General features: G+C 41.3%; 19 protein-coding genes. 2 read left to right on the top strand and 17 right to left on the bottom strand.

Annotation, left to right across the window (positions count from 1 at the left end; translation table 11 throughout):
- Positions 1–35: 35 nt before the first annotated feature.
- Positions 36–1,016 (bottom strand): LPS O-antigen chain length determinant protein WzzB, encoded by a 981-nt coding sequence (gene wzzB / locus HBM95_14625; protein ID NIH44159.1) that lies wholly within the window; start codon positions 1,014–1,016, stop codon positions 36–38.
- Positions 1,017–1,210: 194 nt separating this feature from the next.
- Here wzzB and HBM95_14630 point away from each other — a divergent pair, with 194 nt between their 5' ends.
- The gene (locus tag HBM95_14630) at positions 1,211–2,215 is read left to right on the top strand and encodes an NAD-dependent epimerase (GenBank protein ID NIH44160.1); all 1,005 of its coding nucleotides are present in this window, start codon (positions 1,211–1,213) and stop codon (positions 2,213–2,215) included.
- A 49-nt stretch (positions 2,216–2,264) separates the two neighbouring features.
- Here the strand turns inward: HBM95_14630 and ugd are convergent, their stop codons facing one another.
- A complete protein-coding gene (ugd, locus tag HBM95_14635; protein ID NIH44161.1) occupies positions 2,265–3,431 on the bottom strand; it encodes a UDP-glucose 6-dehydrogenase in 1,167 nt (388 codons plus the stop codon).
- A gap of 424 nt (positions 3,432–3,855) precedes the next feature.
- Here ugd and HBM95_14640 point away from each other — a divergent pair, with 424 nt between their 5' ends.
- On the top strand, positions 3,856–4,320 hold the full coding sequence (locus HBM95_14640; protein NIH44162.1) for an N-acetyltransferase: 465 nt from the start codon (positions 3,856–3,858) through the stop codon (positions 4,318–4,320).
- A 345-nt stretch (positions 4,321–4,665) separates the two neighbouring features.
- On the opposite strand, the gene gndA is transcribed toward HBM95_14640, so the two are convergent.
- The 15 genes from gndA to wcaM all read right to left on the bottom strand — a co-directional run bounded on the left by gndA (position 4,666) and on the right by wcaM (position 20,724).
- A complete protein-coding gene (gene gndA / locus HBM95_14645; GenBank protein ID NIH44163.1) occupies positions 4,666–6,072 on the bottom strand; it encodes an NADP-dependent phosphogluconate dehydrogenase in 1,407 nt (468 codons plus the stop codon).
- A 152-nt stretch (positions 6,073–6,224) separates the two neighbouring features.
- Positions 6,225–7,034 (bottom strand): glycosyltransferase, encoded by an 810-nt coding sequence (locus HBM95_14650; GenBank protein NIH44164.1) that lies wholly within the window; start codon positions 7,032–7,034, stop codon positions 6,225–6,227.
- Between the two features lie 22 nt (positions 7,035–7,056).
- On the bottom strand, positions 7,057–7,974 hold the full coding sequence (locus HBM95_14655; protein NIH44165.1) for an NAD-dependent epimerase/dehydratase family protein: 918 nt from the start codon (positions 7,972–7,974) through the stop codon (positions 7,057–7,059).
- Positions 7,971–9,050 (bottom strand): glycosyltransferase, encoded by a 1,080-nt coding sequence (locus HBM95_14660; GenBank protein ID NIH44166.1) that lies wholly within the window; start codon positions 9,048–9,050, stop codon positions 7,971–7,973. The genes HBM95_14655 and HBM95_14660 overlap by 4 nt, the downstream gene beginning before the upstream one ends.
- A 44-nt stretch (positions 9,051–9,094) precedes the next feature.
- Positions 9,095–10,387, bottom strand: a complete 1,293-nt coding sequence (locus HBM95_14665) for a hypothetical protein (GenBank protein NIH44167.1) — start codon at positions 10,385–10,387, stop codon at positions 9,095–9,097.
- A 10-nt stretch (positions 10,388–10,397) separates the two neighbouring features.
- Entirely contained in the window at positions 10,398–11,333 is a 936-nt protein-coding gene (locus HBM95_14670) for a glycosyltransferase (protein NIH44168.1), read from the bottom strand.
- 13 nt (positions 11,334–11,346) lie between these two features.
- Positions 11,347–11,886: an acyltransferase gene (locus HBM95_14675; GenBank protein NIH44169.1), complete on the bottom strand. Its 540-nt coding sequence runs from the start codon at positions 11,884–11,886 to the stop codon at positions 11,347–11,349.
- 10 nt (positions 11,887–11,896) lie between these two features.
- Positions 11,897–13,147, bottom strand: a complete 1,251-nt coding sequence (locus HBM95_14680) for an O-antigen translocase (GenBank protein ID NIH44170.1) — start codon at positions 13,145–13,147, stop codon at positions 11,897–11,899.
- Entirely contained in the window at positions 13,144–14,247 is a 1,104-nt protein-coding gene (locus tag HBM95_14685) for a DegT/DnrJ/EryC1/StrS family aminotransferase (GenBank protein ID NIH44171.1), read from the bottom strand. The genes HBM95_14680 and HBM95_14685 overlap by 4 nt, the downstream gene beginning before the upstream one ends.
- Positions 14,248–14,327: 80 nt before the next feature.
- A complete protein-coding gene (locus HBM95_14690; GenBank protein ID NIH44172.1) occupies positions 14,328–14,735 on the bottom strand; it encodes a WxcM-like domain-containing protein in 408 nt (135 codons plus the stop codon).
- Complete coding sequence (gene rfbA, locus HBM95_14695; protein NIH44173.1) at positions 14,732–15,601, bottom strand: glucose-1-phosphate thymidylyltransferase RfbA; 870 nt, start codon at positions 15,599–15,601, stop codon at positions 14,732–14,734. Before rfbA ends, HBM95_14690 begins: the two co-directional genes overlap by 4 nt.
- The gene (gene rfbB / locus HBM95_14700) at positions 15,601–16,686 is read right to left on the bottom strand and encodes a dTDP-glucose 4,6-dehydratase (GenBank protein NIH44174.1); all 1,086 of its coding nucleotides are present in this window, start codon (positions 16,684–16,686) and stop codon (positions 15,601–15,603) included. The genes rfbA and rfbB overlap by 1 nt, the downstream gene beginning before the upstream one ends.
- Positions 16,687–17,036: 350 nt before the next feature.
- A complete protein-coding gene (galF, locus tag HBM95_14705; GenBank protein ID NIH44175.1) occupies positions 17,037–17,933 on the bottom strand; it encodes a GalU regulator GalF in 897 nt (298 codons plus the stop codon).
- A gap of 215 nt (positions 17,934–18,148) precedes the next feature.
- Positions 18,149–19,144: an NAD-dependent epimerase/dehydratase family protein gene (locus HBM95_14710; protein NIH44176.1), complete on the bottom strand. Its 996-nt coding sequence runs from the start codon at positions 19,142–19,144 to the stop codon at positions 18,149–18,151.
- Between the two features lie 182 nt (positions 19,145–19,326).
- The gene (gene wcaM / locus HBM95_14715; GenBank protein ID NIH44177.1) at positions 19,327–20,724 is read right to left on the bottom strand and encodes a colanic acid biosynthesis protein WcaM; all 1,398 of its coding nucleotides are present in this window, start codon (positions 20,722–20,724) and stop codon (positions 19,327–19,329) included.
- Positions 20,725–20,727 lie beyond the last annotated feature (3 nt).

The following is a 20,727-nucleotide window of genomic DNA, read 5'->3' on the forward strand; positions in this document are numbered from 1 at the left end:
ACCGGGGATTTCCCCCGGTTTTTTAAATCTGCAAATCAGGCTTTTGGCTTATAGTTGCGTAATGCGTTACGCCCCAATACCACACCAGAACCAATCATTCCGCCCAGCAGCACGGCAAGGATCAGAACAATGGCTTTTTTCGGGCTATCGCGACGAACGGGCAGATCCGGCTTCATGACGTAACGGTAGACGTGGATAGTGTCCGGGTTTACGTTCAGATTTTGAATGTCCAGCAAGTTTTGCCGGGTCTGATAGTAAGCCGCAGAAAAGACCAGCGGACGAGAGGCTTCGTTTTGAATCATCGACTTCAGCCCCTCGCTTCCCAGCAGGAACATCGTCTCCTGAGTTACATCCTGGGTTTGCTGGAGCTGCGGCGAGGAGATTTTCGCCGCTTCAGCATTTTTCAGCGCCTCAACGATCTGTTTGATACGCAGATCTTTCTGCTCCTGAGCGACCTTCTCCTGGTTTACCAGGGAATCGTTCAGGGTTTTAACCTGCTCCTTAATATTGTCCTTAAGGTCAAGGGCAAGTTCTTTTGCCGTTTGCTCATCAACTTGCTGAATGTACTGCGCTAACTGCTTTTGAGCCGCTTCTGCAGATGTACTGGTGTAGGAGACGCTTAACGGCAGCGTTTGCCCTTTCACAGCAGGCTCAATAGTCAGTTTTTCTGGATCTTCCTGATTATCCAGCGCCTGCGATAACGCCGAGAAAGAGGAGTTGAAACGGCCAATCGCACGCGTTTGAATATCCAGCATTGAAGGGGCAGCACTGCCATAGAGAATGTTCAATGCGTTTGAATAGGTCGCTATTTGGGCAGCATCAGGCTGGGCAATAATTGCACTTGAGGTCCACTTCTCTTTCGCAACAGACAGATAACCAATAGCCAGGGCAATAAAAACAACAACAAACGTTGCTATCATCCACTTCCCACGCCACAGCTGTACCACTAAATCAAGTAAATCAATTTGCTCAGGCTCATTGCTTCGGCTGACCTGGCTATTGTTGTTTTGCGTCATACAATCCCTAACTGATGAAAAATGGGAAACATAATTATGTTCGTATAGTTTATCTATTGCTGTGGATTTTTCTATAAGAATCCGATGAGTTATATCGGAAAGATGCGTTATGTAACTCGCCCCCCTTCGCGCTATCATAGACACCATGTGATGCGTTATCGCATCTGCAAGAATCTGGGTTTATGAGGGAAGATATGAAATTTCTGGTAACGGGCGCAGCTGGTTTTATCGGTTCGAATGTCAGTAAACGCCTACTTGAGGCCGGTCATCAGGTTGTAGGTATTGATAACCTGAATGACTACTACGATGTCAATTTGAAGCTGGCGCGTCTGGAACGGCTACAGTCTGAGCGTTTCACCTTCCACAAGATGGAATTAGCTGACCGGGAAGGGATGGCAGCGCTTTTCGCCGATGAGAAGTTTGATCGGGTCATTCATCTGGCCGCACAGGCAGGCGTACGTTACTCCCTGGAAAATCCGCACGCGTATGCGGATGCGAACTTAATTGGTCATCTTAACGTGCTGGAAGGGTGCCGCCACAACAGCGTTCAACATTTGCTGTATGCTTCATCCAGCTCCGTATATGGCCTCAACCGCAAAATGCCCTTCTCCACTGACGATTCCGTGGATCACCCGGTTTCACTTTATGCCGCGACCAAAAAAGCCAATGAGCTTATGTCGCACACCTATTCGCATCTCTACAACCTGCCGACCACCGGGTTGCGCTTCTTTACCGTATACGGTCCGTGGGGACGCCCGGACATGGCGCTGTTTAAATTTACTAAGGCGATGATTGAAGGCAAAAGCATCGATGTCTATAACTACGGTAAGATGAAGCGCGATTTCACCTACATCGATGATATTGCTGAAGCGATTATTCTCCTGCAGGATGTCATCCCGCAGCCTGACGCAGGCTGGACCGTTGAGACCGGCTCCCCGGCAACCAGCTCAGCACCTTACCGCGTTTACAACATCGGTAATAGCTCGCCAGTTGAACTGATGGATTACATCACCGCGCTGGAAGACGCGCTGGGCAAGAAAGCCGAGAAAAATATGCTGCCACTCCAGCCGGGCGACGTACTGGAAACCAGCGCCGACACGAAAGCGCTCTATGAGGTGATCGGTTTTAAACCGCAAACCTCAGTCAAAGACGGCGTGAAGAACTTCGTTGACTGGTACCGCGAGTTTTACAAAGTCTGAAAATAAAAAACCCGGCAAATCAGCCGGGTTTTTTCATCATGAAAGAGATTTAGTCGCTACCGAAGAGATCGCGGGTATAGACTTTGTCTGCGACGTCAGCCAGCTCTTCCGCCATGCGGTTCGAGATAATGACATCCGCTTCTTTTTTGAAGGCATCCAGATCGCGGATCACACGGGAATTGAAGAACTGATCTTCCTGCATGGCAGGCTCATAGATAATGACCTCAACGCCTTTCGCCTTGATGCGCTTCATAATCCCCTGAATGGAAGAGGCGCGGAAATTATCGGAACCGCTCTTCATGATCAGACGGTACACGCCCACCACTTTCGGCTGGCGCGCAAGGATGGAATCGGAGATGAAATCTTTACGCGTACGGTTAGCGTCAACAATCGCCGATATCAGGTTATTCGGCACGGCCTGGTAGTTTGCCAGCAGCTGCTTGGTATCTTTTGGCAGGCAATAACCACCGTAGCCAAATGACGGGTTGTTATAGTGGTTGCCAATACGCGGGTCGAGGCAAACCCCTTCAATAATTTGGCGGGTGTTCAGCCCAAGACTTTCTGCATAGCTGTCGAGCTCATTGAAGTACGCGACTCGCATTGCCAGATAGGTGTTTGCGAAAAGCTTAATCGCCTCCGCTTCGGTGGAGTCCGTGAACAGCACCGGAATATCTTTCTTCACTGCGCCTTCCTGAAGCAGCGCGGCGAAACGTTCAGCACGCTCAGAGCGTTCGCCAATAACGATACGGGAAGGATGCAGGTTATCGTAAAGCGCTCTCCCCTCACGCAGGAACTCTGGCGAGAAGAAGATATTATCAATACCAAACTTTTCTTTGATGGATTTGGTAAAGCCGACAGGAATGGTCGATTTAATAACCATCACCGCATCAGGATTAATCGCAATAACATCTTTGATAACCGCTTCTACGGTTGAGGTGTTGAAATAGTTGGTTTTTGGATCGTAGTCAGTAGGCGTCGCAATGATGACGTAATCCGCATCGCGGTATGCATCTTCTTTATCTGTCGTGGCGCGGAAATTCAGCGGTTTATTGCTGAGATAGTCCTGGATTTCTTTGTCGACAATCGGCGATTTCTTCTGATTGAGCATATCCACTTTGGCCTGTACGATATCCAGCGCAACCACTTCATGGTTCTGAGCAATCAGAATGCCGTTAGAAAGACCGACATACCCTGTTCCGGAAATTGTTATTTTCATTGATTTAACTTCTTTAGATTAAGTGTCCGGGAGCGACTATCGCCCCACCGCAATAGGCAACTTTTGAGGTTTTTACCTCGTGTGGAGAGTTAATGTCAAGGCGTATAAACGACCGGAAAAATTAAATATTGCAGTATTTTATACTGCTTTTAAATCTGCAGGATGGTTCAGGCAAGGTAGCGTGCGGACATCGTGGCTGGAAAAAAACTGAGAGAGAGATAGGTTTTCTTCATATGGCTAAATTAATTCAGATTAATCCCCCCTAAGTTAGCATATAGATAGCTAATCCAGAATAGAGGTTCGCGAATTTTATGGTAGGTAACGTTATTTTTAAAACTTATGGCCATTACTTCTACAAAGCTTCCCACTTAAATAATCTTTTGCTAAAATGTTATAATATTAAACTAATCTGATCGGGGATAATATGAAAATTCATCCATTAAGTGATGTAAAATCGAAGAACATTGGAGCAGGCACGACTGTTTGGCAATACGCAGTGATATTCGAACATGCGGTAATAGGTGAAAATTGCAATATTTGTGCACACACTCTTATCGAAAATAAAGTACTTATTGGCGATAATGTAACTATAAAATCAGGTGTGTACTTATGGGATGGCATTACCTTAGAAGATAATGTATTTATTGGCCCCTGCGCTGCATTTACCAACGATATGTATCCGAGGTCAAAACAATACTCCTCAGAATATCCTAAGACACTTATAAAAAAAGGCGCATCCGTTGGTGCCAATGCAACAATTTTACCAGGCATTACAATAGGTTACAATAGCATTGTTGGTGCTGGTTCTGTTGTAACAAAAGATATTCCCGATAATGTTATCGTTGCTGGCAACCCGGCTAAGATAATACGTCAAATTTCTGATAAATAACACACTTACAATACTCGTACTTGTTGAATTTACAGTGTCGCCGTGAGGATTTGGCTATTATACTGGCGAACACAGCCGGTTCAATATCGGTTTTAAATACACATCAATTGCTGATGCGATAAATGTATAATTGCTAAATGCAATTCTATAAAAATCTAATTAACATTCTTTCAGAACGTAATTTAAAGACTTTGATTAAGGACATTGACGAACAGCAATCTAAGCTTTATATAAAAAAGCCTGAGCCCATAAGTAATGGGCTCAGGCTCTAAAGTTTTTCAGATTGAACTAACAAGCTTTAACTTTTCATTACAAGTCTCGCATGCAACCAAAAGTATTGAAAGATCAACCTAACCACTCGGTGTGGAACACACCTTCCTTATCAGTACGTTTATAGGTGTGCGCGCCGAAGTAGTCACGCTGCGCCTGGATCAGGTTGGCAGGCAGAACTTCAGCACGATAGCTGTCATAGTAAGCCACCGCAGCGGAGAAGGTTGGAACCGGAATACCGTTCTGTACCGCGTAAGCAACCACGTCACGCAGCGCCTGCTGGTATTCGTCCGCAATCTTCTTGAAGTATGGTGCCAGCAGAAGGTTGGCGATACCGGCGTTTTCAGCATAGGCATCGGTGATTTTCTGCAGGAACTGCGCACGAATGATGCAACCCGCGCGGAAGATCTTCGCGATTTCACCGTAGTTCAGATCCCAGTTATTTTCGTCTGACGCCGCACGTAACTGAGAGAAGCCCTGCGCATAAGAAACGATTTTACCCAGGTACAGGGCGCGACGAACTTTCTCAACGAACTCAGCTTTGTCGCCCGCTGGTTTAGTCTGTGGACCAGACAACACTTTAGATGCTGCAACTCGCTGTTCTTTCAGGGAAGATATGTAGCGCGCAAAGACGGATTCGGTGATCAGAGACAGCGGTTCGCCCAGATCCAGAGAGCTCTGGCTGGTCCATTTACCGGTACCTTTGTTCGCAGCTTCATCCAGAATCACATCAACCAGGTATTTACCCTCTTCATCTTTTTTCGTGAAGATATCTTTGGTGATGTCGATCAGGTAGCTGTTCAGCTCGCCTTTATTCCACTCCGTAAAGGTTTCAGCCAGCTCTTCGTTGGAGAGGTTCAGGCCGCCTTTCAGCAGGGAGTATGCTTCAGCAATCAGCTGCATGTCACCGTATTCGATGCCGTTGTGAACCATCTTAACATAATGGCCTGCACCGTCCGGACCGATATAGGTCACACACGGCTCGCCATCTTCCGCAACGGCTGCGATTTTGGTCAGGATTGGCGCAACCAGTTCATACGCTTCTTTTTGACCGCCAGGCATGATAGATGGCCCTTTCAGCGCGCCCTCTTCACCACCGGAAACCCCGGTACCGATGAAGTTGAAACCTTCTGCAGACAGCTCACGGTTACGACGAATAGTGTCCAGGAAGAAGGTGTTACCCCCATCAATGATGATGTCACCTTTATCGAGGTAAGGCTTCAGGGAGTCGATAGCTGCATCGGTACCTGCGCCTGCTTTCACCATTAACAGGATACGACGCGGGGTTTCCAGAGACTCAACGAATTCTTTAACCGTATAGAAGGGAACCAGTTTCTTGCCTAGATTTTCGGCAATCACTTCTTCGGTCTTATCACGGGAGCGGTTGAAAACGGAGACGGTATAACCACGGCTCTCGATGTTGAGCGCCAGGTTGCGCCCCATCACTGCCATACCGACGACGCCGATCTGTTGTTTGGACATTACATACTCCTGTCAGGTGTGGTTCTCAGCACGTACGGCTGAGTATTTCAATATTCTTAGTATCTTAGCGGATAGATGTCTTGCGATAAACGTTTATCTAAACTTTTTATTTCTTAAAAGCACCTTTGGAAAAGGCATCCTGTTGTTATAACTCACTTGCGAAGAACAGTTGAATATAACAAAGATAAAAATGAGACAGGAATAAGTCTTAAGGGTATTCTGATTGACAGGTTTCTAATCAATTCAAAAAAACTAAGATAACCTGTTCTATAAAAATTGACCTGTGCAGCGAACTCTGATTTCGCATATTTTAGACCAGAGCGTCTAGCAGCCATTCCATTTCCAGCTCTGGCATATACCAGCGTCTCAGGCAAATTAGCAGTAATAACACCATTTTGAATCATTCTGACCCATAGCGCATAGTCTTCATACAAATATTCACGTTGGTAACCACCAGCGGCTAATACCAAGTCCTTTTTGAAGGCTACAGCCATATGATTGAATGGATTTCTTTTTTTGGAAAATTGTAAAATTTTTGAATGCGTCAACGGCAGTTTGCGATAGGCATAAACATCATCAACAGACTCCCTGAACTCACCAACAGTTGAACTCAACAAACCTACATCAGGATTATCCTCAAAGTATTCTACTTGTTTCATGAAACGGTCTTTGTGACATATATCATCAGTATCCATTCTAAAAACAATATTATTACTGCAAGACCTCAACCCAATATTTAACGCTTCACCTAAACCCACGTTGTTTTCAATTTTTACGATTTTAACGGGTAATTTTTCTGACCATTTGATTATACATTCATTCAATTCAGTAGTGACTGGACCATCGAAAACAATGACGATTTCATCAGGGAAGTAAGTTTGGTTACACAAACTGGCAAGACATGAATGTAGAAAATCTGGGGACTCTTTTATATAGAGAGATAGTAAGACACTTATTTTCATGAATAATCCCAAATAAAAACCGTCATTTATTTCTTGATACTGTCTGTAACCACTCGAGGAACTGAGCTATTCCAGAGTTGATATCCGTGTAGTTGTAATTACCAATTTCATCTAATATTCGCTTGTTACAGAGAATATTAGACTTAATAATATTATCGTTAGGAGTATATTTAACTTGTATATTGTAATTTGGTAAGTGTTGACGGACAGCTGTTAAAATTGATAAAGTTGATTCGCCAGTACATGAACCTATATTGTATATATTATGCCGTGGGTTTTCTATGCAAAATAGCGAATAAAACATATTAACGAAATCTTTTATATATATATAATCTCTTACCTCATTTCCACTACCCCAAACATCAACAACCTGACCAGAAATTATGCGACCAGTAATGACTGCAATCAACCCTTGATTTCCTGTTACTGTTTGATGCGGCCCATAAGGATTTGAAGGTCTAATTATCAGAAATTGTTTTTTCTTTTGAGCACCACATGACTTTACATAAGCTTCAAGATCGATTTTACTTTTCCCATAGTCACAAACAGCTTCAAGATGTTCGTTTTCATGATGGGGGCGTTCACTGCTCTTATATACTCTTCCTCCAGAAGAGAAAAAAATAAAACGTTTAACAATGTCGAAAATTTCATTTATCAGATATTTGTTTTCTTCAAGCAAGGACTGATAATTTCTGACTTTTGAATTCACAGAGAAAGTGTTTATTAGATATAATGCCGTGTCAATTTCAAGACTCTTGAGATATTCTTTCTTAGCATTAATACCCGTTAAATCAGCTTCAACAAAGGTAATTTTCTCTTCAAAACCTAAGGGTATACTTCTTCCATAAATGATCACGTCATAATTATGTTGTAAAAAATGTTCAATGAGGTTAACCCCAATAAATCCTGAACCTCCTAATATAAGAATCTTTTTTTTCACATATCCCTCTTATATATTTCTGTATAAATTGATTCGGAGTAATTAACAAGCGAGGGCCAATTATGTTCTTTCATAATATATTCTCGAGCGCGCATGGTCATATTATCTATTGAACTACTATCAATATTGAGTACAGATAAGATTAACTCAGCAACGTCATTAGCCGTTGTCTCGCACTCCCATCCAATTTGGTATTTTTTAATAATACTCGTCATATTTACCCCTCGAGTTACAAGGCACGGTAAACCAGCGTCCAAAGCTTCAAGTATAGCCATTGGAAACCCTTCATATCTTGAAGTCAAAATAAAAACATCCTTGTCATGTAGCATAGAGTTTTTATCTTTTCCATATATTGGGCCATTGAAAGTCACACCTGGAAAATTGAGTTTTTGGATACGACCATTAAGCTCATTCTCCTCTTTGTTATTCCCTTTACCATATATAGAAAGATCTAAATTTTTCATATCATATTTATCTTTCAATATCTCCAAAGCATCCAGGAGAATGTCGGTACCTTTATGTGAGAAATCTATTCTCGAAAGATAAACAAATTTATATGGTTGACATTTATTTCTGAATATTTTGCCTTTTATCTGAATACTTGAAAGTCCGTTACCTTCATAAAAGAAATCAGAATTCCACTGAACTGAGTTTTTAGCTTCATCTTCATTTGTAAAAATGACAGCACTCGCATTATTTACAAAACGCTTAAAGAAAAGAAAATTAGCCAATGTTTTTTTTATAATTGATTTTTTCTGCGCACTGACAATTAGACTGGAATGAGGTTTAACAAAATATTTTTTTCCTCGAGACAATATTTTTTTCGCCAAATTAATATAGTTGTAAAAATACAACCCATGGAAAATAAATAAATCATAATCATCAAGAATTTTATCATTAACATCATATTTGTTAATAACTTCAAACTCAGATGAATTATATACATCATTAACACAGTAGAGTGCGCTTTCCATTTTTTTACTGTATTTATTTTGCATTTCTATCATTTCAGGTAGCAAACGGCCAATACCATTTGATGCTTCAATTTTATTCCCAACGATATGTAATACTTTCATATATTCACCAAGATAATTTATATCTCATTTATTAAAACTAAAAATCAGCATAAATCATTGTTTTTTATTTTACAGGATAATTCAATGATCTTTATCGTTGCGAGGTAAAATATCATTAATACGATCATACAAAACCAAGACTTGAAGAAAAGAAAATATGAAAAGTCATTTACGATAGGTAAAGTCAAAATAGATACGATGTAAACACTACTAGCATAAGCCCTATCTATCTTGCTGAAAGTTTCTTTAAGAAAATATAAACCAATTATATTTAGGGCTACAAAAAATGGGCCAAGTATTAAAGAAGCATCACCAAAAATCGACCAAGCGTGTGCCTGGAAATAGCTATTGGAATTGACCCATGCGTCACCTGCCGTAGGAAAGAATATAGTGATAATTTCAGCTGCCGGATCTACTGCATATATGCCAAAAAGCCCTCCTAATGGCATCCCGTAAGCAATACGAGAAAGATCCGGAGTCAGTGCCTGATAAATCATAAAGGACCCTTCAGTCTGACCTATGAACAACCTAGCTAAAACTGAATCAAATACTTCTCCAAATGGTATATTGTGCAAAAGTATAAAGAATGCACATAAGAGCATTAGACTCATTGCAGGAATAATAGTTATAATTATGTAATTAATACGTCTTGTTGATTTTAAATATAGAATAAAAAGAATAAACAGTACAACTATAAGTTTAGATTTTTGCATGTCGTACATGCTATATATTATTATTAATAGAAGATTAATACGAAAAAGTAACCTGCCATACAAAAATTTCTTTTTATGGCAGTATGAATATACAAGTGATATATAAGGAAAATAGACAAATATATAACCAATAAACAAACCACCAAATCCAACTTCATTCTTGAGTATTTGAGCTTTCGCTAAAGCTGCCCCATCAAAATCTCCTTTCATTGCCATTATAAAAGGAATATCACCAACTGAAAATATTTTTATAAATATTACCGCAAAGGAAAAAAATGTAATTAGCTTTACACGCAGATGTGTTGTATTTAATTTTGAAATATCAACATCAAATCGACAAATATAAGATGCAAGAGAAATCATAAGAAGAAGAATTGATATTGACAGAAACGTATATCTAAATGTTTCTATTTTTTTATCATCTGTTATAAGTGCATCAACACCGAACGACATTGGATAATTTAAAAAGGCCACTAATATTGTACCAGGAACGATCTCTACAAACAGGGCCAAAAGGAAAATCGCTCCCAACACAGTTGGCCTGAAGCTAAAAATACGTAACCGGAAATTTGCAAATAAAGTAATTATCGCAAAAAATAGCAACAACATCACATTAATAGCCATCTGTATCTCTCTACTTCATTAGAATTTTTTTCGCTACATTAAATAATTTATAAGGCCTTATTAGTAATGTTAGCTTTTGCACAACAAGATATGGCACAGTTACTTTATTGCCAAAGAACTTTATCCATAGGAATTTTTGTTTAAAGAGCAAAAAATCATCCCATTTTTTTAGTATCATTCTCGAAGGCAACAATGGCCAAATTTTTTCTCTCTGAAAACAGTATAAAGACTGGAGATATAAAACATTGCCTATTCTGCTTCCTTGTTGAGACAGGGAGTCACCCTTGCGATAAAGCACAGTACACTCTTCCATATAAGAAAACATAATACCACTTCTTGAACATTTAAGCCAAAGCGGATAATCTTCGATCATTGGATATGATTCATCAGCATAACCAACATATTCCAACACATCTTTTCTGATGAACCCTGTCGGTGCAAGCAGGTAACACTCAGAAAGAATATTTTTTAGTTGCGAAGGCTGCTTAGCACATATTTTAATTTTATCATGTTTAATCGGCTCACCATTACCATCAATTGTAAAAGGTATCATATCCGAAAAGACGATCTTGGCCGTAGAGTGATGATTAACATATTTGACGTTTAATTCAATACAATTAGGTAATAACAAATCATCGGCTGCAATTGTTTTTATCCATGAACCTGATGCCAACTTCCATGCTTGATTACAGTTAGCTGCAACACCTTTATTTTTCTCATGAGAAATAATAACAATATCTTTAAAAAGATGTTTATTTTGCTCTTTCCAGTGCTGGGCAATAGAAAGCGTATGATCGCTCGATCCATCATCTGAAATGATAACTTCAATCAATTTTTTATTATATGTCTGAAGAATAATACTATTCAAAGTATCAGCAATAGTATCACCTGAATTATAAGAAATAACTGCTATTGTGATAATTTTCTTGACGTCTAAATCGACCATGTAGAGCCTGTTTTTATTTAATTTTAGTCAATAAACCATTTTTATTAACGTATATACCTGGTGCTAAAACAGATTTATTCACAAGCGAATTAGCACCAATAACGACATTATCTACGATATTTACACCTTTTAAAATGATAGTATTGGAACCAATCCAACAGTTAGCACCAATTATTACTGGTGAAGTGACAAAATCGTTTTTGCTAACATTGTAACTCTCATCTATTGAATGGTCATGATCGTAAACTTTAACACTCTCACCAAAAATGGTATTTTTTCCTACCTGGATATGATGCAAGCAATTAAATGAACAATTATTATTGACAAAACAATTCTTCTTGAAAACCAATATGCCTTTACTAACAAAAACGTTTAAATTGTTTCTGGCCGATAAATTATTGATATCTAGAACAGCATTATTAACGGCTGTAATACTTAAACCTTTACCCAACTTCGGAGAATTAAATTTGATTGTATTTTTGGTGAATACTTTCAATAAAAAGAGATATATTATATTAAGCGTAGCATGGTATGCTTTAATAATGAAGCTCACATTGATTTTCCTATGCTAAGATTCTTCTAACATTAGTAATTATAACGACAGCATATACTATATAGCTTATCAGATAAGCATAATTAGCACCATGCAGTAAAAAAATTGGGATCAATATATATGACAAAACAACAAAAATTATACCAAAGAATACTTCAGTGAATAAGTACCATTTCACTGCACATCGTGAAAGCATTGGAAAGGCATATAGCCATGCAACTATTTTTATCACGTCCCCACATAACTGAACCGAAAAGAGATCTCTTGCCCCACTAAATTCACTTGTGAATAATATATGAATTAAGAAGTCTCTACATGCATAAACCATAACTGCAATTAAAGATATAATCGGGACAATTATTTTTGCAGTAGACGTAACTTCGTGCATAATGCTGTCTGCGTCATTTAATTGAGACAACTTAGGCAAATAATAGGTACTCAGTGCTATAGTAATCACACCTAAGTAAACCTCAGAAATTTTCCATACTGACTGCCAGAGACCAGTTCCCTGCCAGCCTGTATATTGCACCATAATATTTCGGGTAATCAGTAATGCTACAGGCATGACTAGAGCGCTCGTCATCGCCATAAGCACATATTTACCAATACCGTTGAATGCTGATAATTTAATACTTCCGATAAAGTTTTTTATCTGCATCCATTTTTGGTTTATATTAACAAGCAATATAACTAAACCAATCAAAGCTGTTTGAATTGCTGCTGCTAAGATTGCTCCTTGAATATTATAGCGAACAATCAAAAAAATCATGACGACACTAGAACATGTCACAGATAAAAAATTTATAGCAATGAAACGTCTATGATTTTGAAAGCCATTGATTATAGATAAAAACAGGGTACCCAGCGCCGAAAGTGGTAATAATAGTACTGTTAATGTAATAATCCAATGGAATTGGATATCACCAAAAAAATATTCAGATAGTTTATCCGAGGCTAATAGAGAAACAGGCAATAATATTAAAAATATAGCTACTACCCAAATTAATGAAGCTCGCCACCAAGGCGAGCATTCATTATAACCACTCTTGCTGTATTCGGAAGTATACCTTACTACACCGTTACTGACTGGAGCATTGATGACTCCATTTAATACCGTTACGAATCCTTGAATCTGACCAAGAAGGGCCATCCCAGACGGCCCTGTATAAATTGCAACTACCTTCGCAATAGCAAATCCCATAGCCATTTTGGCCAGGGTTAATACACCTGTTGAGGCAGTTACTTTTAATAGTTTTTTCATCCGACAAAACCATTTAAGGCATTAATTACGCTATTAATGTCTTCATCTGACATCGTCGGGTCCATGGGAATAGATAACACTTTAGCATGTAAACTTTCTGTTAACGGTAAGGAAAGTTCCTTCATGTCATTATAAGCATTTTGTTTATGAGGTGGTATAGGATAATGGATGAGTGATTGAATATTATGTTTATTAAGCCAGCGTTGTAATTCTTCTCGCTGATTAGTTTTCAGAACAAATAAATGCCATACGTGGTTTTCCATATTTTCAATATACGGTAACTCAACCAATGGGTTTTTTATTTCTGAAAGGTAACGTTGCGCAATTCCCTGTCGAATTTTCACATCATTATCCAACGTTTTCAATTTTACACGTAAGATAGCAGCTTGTATTTCATCAAGACGACTGTTAACACCCTGGTATATATTCAAATATTTCTGCTCAGAACCATAATTCCTTAGTGCTTTTAAAATATTATATAATTCTGAGTCATTTGTTGTGATAGCGCCTGCATCCCCCAGAGCTCCAAGATTTTTGCCCGGATAAAAACTGAAACCAGCAGCATCTCCCCAGCTCCCAGCTCGTTTCCCATCAATTTGAGCGCCGTGAGCCTGAGCACAGTCCTCAAGCACGAGTAAATTGTTTTCGCGAGCAATCTCCATAATTTCTTTCATTGGAGAGATTTGGCCATAGAGATGCACAGGCAAAATGGCCCTTGTTTTATCTGAAATTGCTGCGCGAATATCTTTTGCGCTTAAATTGAAAGTATGTTCATCTGGCTCAACTAAAACAGGAATGAGATCATTTTCTGTAATAGCCAATACAGAGGCAATATAAGTGTTACCTTGAACAATAACCTCATCGCCACTTTTTAATTTCCCCATCTCTTTCCATGCTCTAAGAACTAAAGTGAGAGCATCCAGACCATTCGCAACACCAAGTGCATAGTTAGTTTGACAATATTCTGAAAACTCTTCCTCGAAAGCCTTAAGTTCCTCACCCATAATGTACCAGCCGGAATCAATTACTTTCTCGATAGCACTAAGTAGTTCATTCTTTTGACGATTATTTATTTTTTTGAGATTTAAGAAGTCAACCATTTTGCACCTTTATTTTCCGTAGATTATGAAGTATTAGGTAATTTGAATCGAAGATGATTATTTACTTGCCACTGGACAAGTCATTCCTGCTGTTGTTGTGCTAAATTTTTAAATGCAGAATAATCTCTGATGTAGTCTGATTCTTCATATTCCATATCTGCGATTACCATCAGAACACAATCTTCCGTAAAATCGGTCATTTCTCGCCAAATAAATGAGTCGATAAGAAGGCCCTGCGTCGGATTATCTAATACAATACTGACACGCTCGGTGCCATCATCAAGTATAAAACGACAACTTCCCTTGACTGCAATTGCAACTTGCTTTAGCTTCCGATGCGCATGAAAACCCCGAGTTACACCTTCCTTTGTATCAAAAATATAATACACTCTCCTTATATCAAAGGGGATATTATTTTCTCTTTCCAGAGATACTAATGCGCCTCTTTCATCGCCGTGAACCTGAAGAGGAATAAAATCTATTTTCATATATGATTAGCCAACTTCATCAAATATTGCCCATAATGATTTTTGCTTAAAATACTTCCTAATTTAAATAAATCATCTTTGCTTAACCATCCATTACGCCACGCGATCTCTTCAGGACATGCAACCATCATGCCTTGGCGCTTTTGAACAGTCTCAACAAAACTACCAGCTTCAATTAAACTATCATGAGTTCCCGTATCGAGCCAGGCAAAACCTCGTCCTAACAGCTCAACGTTCAAATTATTATTATTAAGGTATACTTCGTTGACTGTAGTTATTTCTAATTCACCTCTTGATGAAGGCTTTATATTTTTTGCGATATTGATCACATCGTTATCATAAAAATAAAGGCCTGTTACTGCCCAGTTTGATTTAGGATTTTTAGGTTTTTCTTCAATACTCAATGCTTTAAACTTGTCATCAAACTCAACAACACCAAAACGTTCGGGGTCCATCACCTGGTAACCAAAGACAGTTGCTCCGCTGGTTCTATTACTTGCCATTTGCAGTTTTGGTGTAAATCCTTGTCCGAAGAAAATATTATCTCCTAACACAAGACAAACCGATTCATTACCAATGAAATCCTCACCAATTATAAAAGCCTGCGCAAGACCATCAGGACTTGGCTGAATCGCATAACTTAAATTGATTCCAAATTGACTACCATCACCTAATAATCTGATAAATCCAGCCTGGTCCTCAGGCGTTGTAATGATCAGAATATCCTGTATACCAGCCAGCAATAACACAGATAACGGATAATAAATCATAGGTTTATCATAAATAGGCAGCAATTGCTTAGAAACACCCATAGTTATCGGATAAAGTCTTGTTCCAGAACCACCCGCGAGAATAATGCCTTTCATCAGTTATTTTCTCCATATTGTTTTGAAAGCCATGAAGCATATGCTCCACTTTTTACATTATTTACCCACGATTCATTAGATAAATACCACATAACTGTTTTACGAATACCACTCTCGAAAGTTTCTTGAGGATGCCAACCTAGCGCATTACCAATTTTAGTTGCATCAATTGCATAACGACGATCGTGCCCAGGCCGATCCTTAACATAAGTGATCTGATCGCGGTAAGAACCTTCTTTCGGCACAATTTCATCCAGCAGGTCGCAAATTGTATGTACCACCTCCAGGTTCTGCTTCTCGTTATGACCGCCAATATTGTACGTCTCACCCGGTTTCCCTTGAGTGACAACGGTATACAGCGCACGCGCATGATCTTCGACATACAACCAGTCACGGATCTGATCGCCTTTACCGTAAATTGGCAGCGCTTTACCTTCCAGCGCATTCAGGATAACCAACGGGATCAGTTTTTCCGGGAAATGGTACGGGCCGTAATTATTTGAACAGTTGGTGACGATGGTCGGGAAACCGTAGGTACGAAGCCAGGCACGAACGAGGTGATCGCTGGAGGCTTTCGACGCTGAATATGGGCTGCTAGGCGCATACGCTGTGGTTTCAGTGAAGAGTGGCAGCTCAGCTGATTCAGGATGCTCATCAGGATGCGGCAAATCACCATACACTTCGTCGGTAGAGATGTGATGGAAGCGAAACGCTTTCTTCGCCTCCTCATCCAGCGTGGACCAGTACGCACGGGCGGCTTCCAGCAGCACATAAGTGCCGACGATGTTGGTTTCGATAAACGCTGCCGGGCCCGTAATAGAACGGTCAACGTGGCTTTCAGCGGCCAGATGCATAACAGCATCGGGTTTATGCGTGGCGAAGATGTGATCCATAGCATCTTTGTCACAAATATCCGCATGCTCAAAGACATATCGGTCGCTATCACTGACTTCAGTAAGCGACTCAAGATTACCGGCATACGTCAGTTTATCCACGTTGACGACATCGTCCTTGGTATTTTTAATAATATGTCGTACTACCGCTGAGCCGATAAATCCGGCTCCGCCCGTCACAAGAATTTTCACGTTATCTGTTCCATCTGTTGGAAATGTCTGGATACTTACGCTCTGAACCCAATCGTTTTTGACGGTTTCAGAAATTAGCACGCTACCGCCCCTGGCTTAACAGCTACCAGTGCACTGAGCGATGTTTGATTAAATGATTTTACTTGTCTGGTTACAGACAAAAACTGGCGTTAATTGTCGTCCTAAACGACCTCAGAAACAAGCACAAATCGCTACAAAGCTGCTGAGATTTGAATCAGATAACCCTATGTAATCATTGAAGTTAATAACAAAAAAACGGCAGTTATCATTTTGGTTATGTCTCAACACCAAAATGATAACTGCCGTTTGTTCTGGTCGTAGAAGGAATATCAGTCGTTGCCCAACAGCTTCTCAATCCGGTTTCTGAACTTCGCCCCTTCCTTCAGGTTACGCAAGCCGTAATTCACAAACGCCTGCATATACCCCAGCTTCTTACCGCAGTCATAGCTATCACCGGTCATCAGCATCGCATCAACAGACTGCTTTTTCGCCAGCGATGCTATTGCATCGGTCAACTGGATACGATCCCAGGCACCCGGTTCAGTTTTTTCCAGCTCCGCCCAGATATCGGCGTTCAGAACATAACGGCCAACCGCCATCAGATCAGAATCCAGCGTCTGCGGCTGATCCGGTTTTTCGATGAACTCAACGATGCGGCTCACCTGCCCTTCCGTCTCCAGTGGTTCTTTAGTCTGGATAACGGAGTATTCAGAGAGATCGCCCTTCATGCGTTTTGCCAACACCTGGCTACGACCGGTTTCATTAAAGCGTGCCACCATTGCCGCAAGGTTGTAACGCAGCGGATCGGCAGAAGCGGTATCGATGATGATGTCAGGAAGTACAACGATGAATGGGTTATCACCCACTACTGGACGGGCACACAAAATTGAGTGACCCAAACCCAGCGGCTGCGCCTGACGCACGTTCATAATGGTTACGCCTGGCGGACAGATAGACTGCACTTCCGCCAGCAGCTGGCGTTTAACGCGCTGCTCAAGCAACGCTTCGAGTTCGTAAGAGGTGTCGAAGTGGTTCTCAACTGCATTCTTGGATGAATGGGTAACCAGGACGATTTCTTTGATCCCTGCAGCAACAATCTCGTCGACAATGTACTGAATCATTGGTTTATCGACAATCGGCAGCATCTCTTTAGGGATGGCTTTTGTGGCGGGCAGCATATGCATGCCCAAACCTGCTACCGGAATGACTGCTTTCAAATTGATCATTATCTCTTCCACCTTAGTATGGTTGACGAAGTATAAACCGTGTCAGGAAAAATGCCTGAGATAGAATGTCTACTCCGTCGAATGCAAATCACGTTTAGCTCAGAACTCTGATTACTTAAGCTCATTACGCTATAAGTGTGACCCAGAATCGTCGGAAACCCTATCAATAAAGAAGAGGAAGAGCGTGTTTCCGACAAATCCCAGATCATCCGTTACTACTCAGAAACAAACGTGATGTCATCTTTCTTCTCGTGCACGAACTCATACTTCAACGTACGGTCCAGGCCTTGAGATAAGGTATAAGGCGCTTTAAAACCAGAGGTATGCACTTTCGTCGCATCAAATTGAGTGGTGGCACAGAATTTTTTTACACGAACGGAACTAATCGCATACTTCTTACCCGTAACTTTGCTAAGAATATCAAAGCAAAAACCGCCAAGCATCCCTAAAGGATAAGGGAGATGCACGGATGGGATTTTTTTGCTAAGGCTCTTTTCTACCTCGGCAACCAACTGATTCATATTCAGATCGGGTTTATCAACATAGTTAAATACGTCATAACCCGGTTTTACGTTGCTCAATCTGAATTTGATAAACTCAACAATATTGCCCACGTAAGCCATGGACTTATAGTTAGTTCCGGCGCCTACCATTGCGAATTTTCCACCCGCAATTTGCTTCAGAAGATTGTAGACATTGCCGCGATTGCGTTCACCAAAAATGACCGTTGGGCGGATAATCGTCAGCGAACGCTCTGCAGGAGCTTTGTTAAACCATTCGCGCAGTACTTCTTCCGCCTGCCACTTACTTTTACCATAGTGGTTAAAGGGATCGTGCGGATGGGATTCGTCAGGGTTCACTTTATTGAGACCATAAACAGCAACTGAACTGGTAAAGATAATGTTTTTCACATTATTTTTTTCCATTGCAGCCAGTACATTACGCGTACCCTGAACGTTTACGTCGTAATAGAGCGACGTTGGGCTAACATCATCTCGATGCTCGGCGGCGAGCAATACAACCGTGTTGAAACCGGCAAGAGCCTGATCGAGTTGATCCTGATTGCGTACATCTCCGAAAACGGTAATGTCCGGGTAGAAATGGCTTTGCTGTTTGTCGAAGTTGGTTACATCAAACTCAGCCTTAGAAATCTCGATCAGACGAGTCCCAACGAAACCGGACGCGCCAATAAACAAAACTTTATCGTTCATAAACCACTCAATGCGTTGTGTGTGTTTGGCAAACCTCCGGTAATCACTGTATTCCCCGAGGTATCGCTAATGATAAGACAAACCTGACAAAATTGTGGCACGGATTATAAACCCTAAAATCGTTGAGTTCAGTAACAAATTTTAGGGGTTATCACACACTCAATGAGACATAACGTGTAAATTTACTTCCTTGTGGATGGCAGCGCAAAGTTCAGCCTCTCCACATTCACTACCTGCTGATCCACCCGGTCAATATCCACCGAGCTCTGCCCTTTCTCATTTACCGCTTTGATGTTAGCCAGCGACAGCAAGGTCTCATCTTTGGCCATAAATTTGCCCCGCACATCTTTACGCAGGTCGAAGTTGATCTTCAGCGCAGGGCCAATAGCCGCTTCCTGCATCACATTGATATTGCGTAAAAAAAGATGCTGCGGTTTATTATGCAGCTCAAGCGTCGCCCGCTTCATCTCAACGTTGGTGATCGCTACAAAGGAGGTCGCGTTACCGGATGAAATCTGTATTCCGCGCAGCTTATACGCAAGCTGACGATTATCGAGGTGAATATTGTTGAGCTTGAAGTTCTGGGGTATGGACAAATAATCACCTTTAATTACCCCATAGCCGATTAACATTCCGGCACTATTGACCATGTCGACATTATCAATAATGAAATTATCACAGCCATAAATGGCGACCGTCGCATTGTCTATACCCGCCTTTTTACTGAAATCGGGGGTAATATTTTTTGCCTTAATATTGCGGATAACAAAGTGTTTGCCGTTCTCAACGTGCACCAGCTGGCGACAGTTGCTGCCGGTGATATTTGCCACCACGAAGTTCTTAACGGTTTGCTTTTCCGGGTAGTCGTTATCGTAGGTACTGCCGGCAAGGCCGATGCCGATGCCCCAGTTGATCTTGCCGTTAGTGCAGTTGATGTTATCGATCACATGATCGGAGATCAGGATATTGCGGTCATTGATGGCCACATTCCACTCGATCGCATCGCCCTGAAGATGGCTGAATTTGCTGTTGGTAATCCGGGCGCCGTCAACCTGATTGTGAAAGCCCTGGCGCAGGATGGCGTAGTTGGCCTGGCTCACACTGATGTTATCAATCAGCAGATTGCGCATCACTCTGGGTTTCTTGCCGCCAATGTAGATCTGGGTCACCGGACCAAACCCGCTCATCGCCAGCCCTTTGATCGCACAGTCCGAGCCGCGAACGTCGAGCGTAATGTTCTCCGTGCGCCCGCCACCTTCACCGATCACTTTGCAGCCTTCCTGTAGCACAAAGCGACCGCGTCCGTTGCCGGTTAACGCTCCGCGGATCAGCAGCGTTTTACCGTCGGGAATGAAAATGCCCGTATTAATGTTTTCACAGGTGAGTCCGGCCGGGACCACGACGGTATCACCGTCCTTAAATGCCTGCTTAAAAGCGGCGATCCAGTCGTTGTTATTGTACTGATTAATGGAGACCGTCTTTCCGCTTGCCGCCCGCGCGATGCGGGACGACAGCAGCGGCGTGGCCGCCAGAACGGAAAGAGAAGAGACAAAAGTGCGTCGGGTAATCTTTTTCAGCATACA

This window comes from Enterobacter asburiae (assembly GCA_011754535.1).
In the GTDB taxonomy this organism is placed as follows: domain Bacteria; phylum Pseudomonadota; class Gammaproteobacteria; order Enterobacterales; family Enterobacteriaceae; genus Enterobacter; species Enterobacter cloacae_N.

Bases quoted from the DNA above. Each gene is read 5' to 3' on its own strand.
- HBM95_14690 (NIH44172.1), bottom strand. From the start codon at position 14,735: ATGAAAATAGATTTTATTCCTCTTCAGGTTCACGGCGATGAAAGAGGC.
- HBM95_14670 (NIH44168.1), bottom strand. From the start codon at position 11,333: ATGGTCGATTTAGACGTCAAGAAAATTATCACAATAGCAGTTATTTCT.
- wzzB (NIH44159.1), bottom strand. From the start codon at position 1,016: ATGACGCAAAACAACAATAGCCAGGTCAGCCGAAGCAATGAGCCTGAG.
- HBM95_14660 (NIH44166.1), bottom strand. From the start codon at position 9,050: ATGAAAGTATTACATATCGTTGGGAATAAAATTGAAGCATCAAATGGT.
- HBM95_14685 (NIH44171.1), bottom strand. From the start codon at position 14,247: ATGGTTGACTTCTTAAATCTCAAAAAAATAAATAATCGTCAAAAGAAT.
- HBM95_14640 (NIH44162.1), top strand. From the start codon at position 3,856: ATGAAAATTCATCCATTAAGTGATGTAAAATCGAAGAACATTGGAGCA.
- HBM95_14650 (NIH44164.1), bottom strand. From the start codon at position 7,034: ATGAAAATAAGTGTCTTACTATCTCTCTATATAAAAGAGTCCCCAGAT.
- ugd (NIH44161.1), bottom strand. From the start codon at position 3,431: ATGAAAATAACAATTTCCGGAACAGGGTATGTCGGTCTTTCTAACGGC.
- gndA (NIH44163.1), bottom strand. From the start codon at position 6,072: ATGTCCAAACAACAGATCGGCGTCGTCGGTATGGCAGTGATGGGGCGC.
- HBM95_14710 (NIH44176.1), bottom strand. From the start codon at position 19,144: ATGAACGATAAAGTTTTGTTTATTGGCGCGTCCGGTTTCGTTGGGACT.
- HBM95_14630 (NIH44160.1), top strand. From the start codon at position 1,211: ATGAAATTTCTGGTAACGGGCGCAGCTGGTTTTATCGGTTCGAATGTC.
- rfbA (NIH44173.1), bottom strand. From the start codon at position 15,601: ATGAAAGGCATTATTCTCGCGGGTGGTTCTGGAACAAGACTTTATCCG.
- HBM95_14680 (NIH44170.1), bottom strand. From the start codon at position 13,147: ATGAAAAAACTATTAAAAGTAACTGCCTCAACAGGTGTATTAACCCTG.
- wcaM (NIH44177.1), bottom strand. From the start codon at position 20,724: ATGCTGAAAAAGATTACCCGACGCACTTTTGTCTCTTCTCTTTCCGTT.
- HBM95_14665 (NIH44167.1), bottom strand. From the start codon at position 10,387: ATGGCTATTAATGTGATGTTGTTGCTATTTTTTGCGATAATTACTTTA.
- galF (NIH44175.1), bottom strand. From the start codon at position 17,933: ATGATCAATTTGAAAGCAGTCATTCCGGTAGCAGGTTTGGGCATGCAT.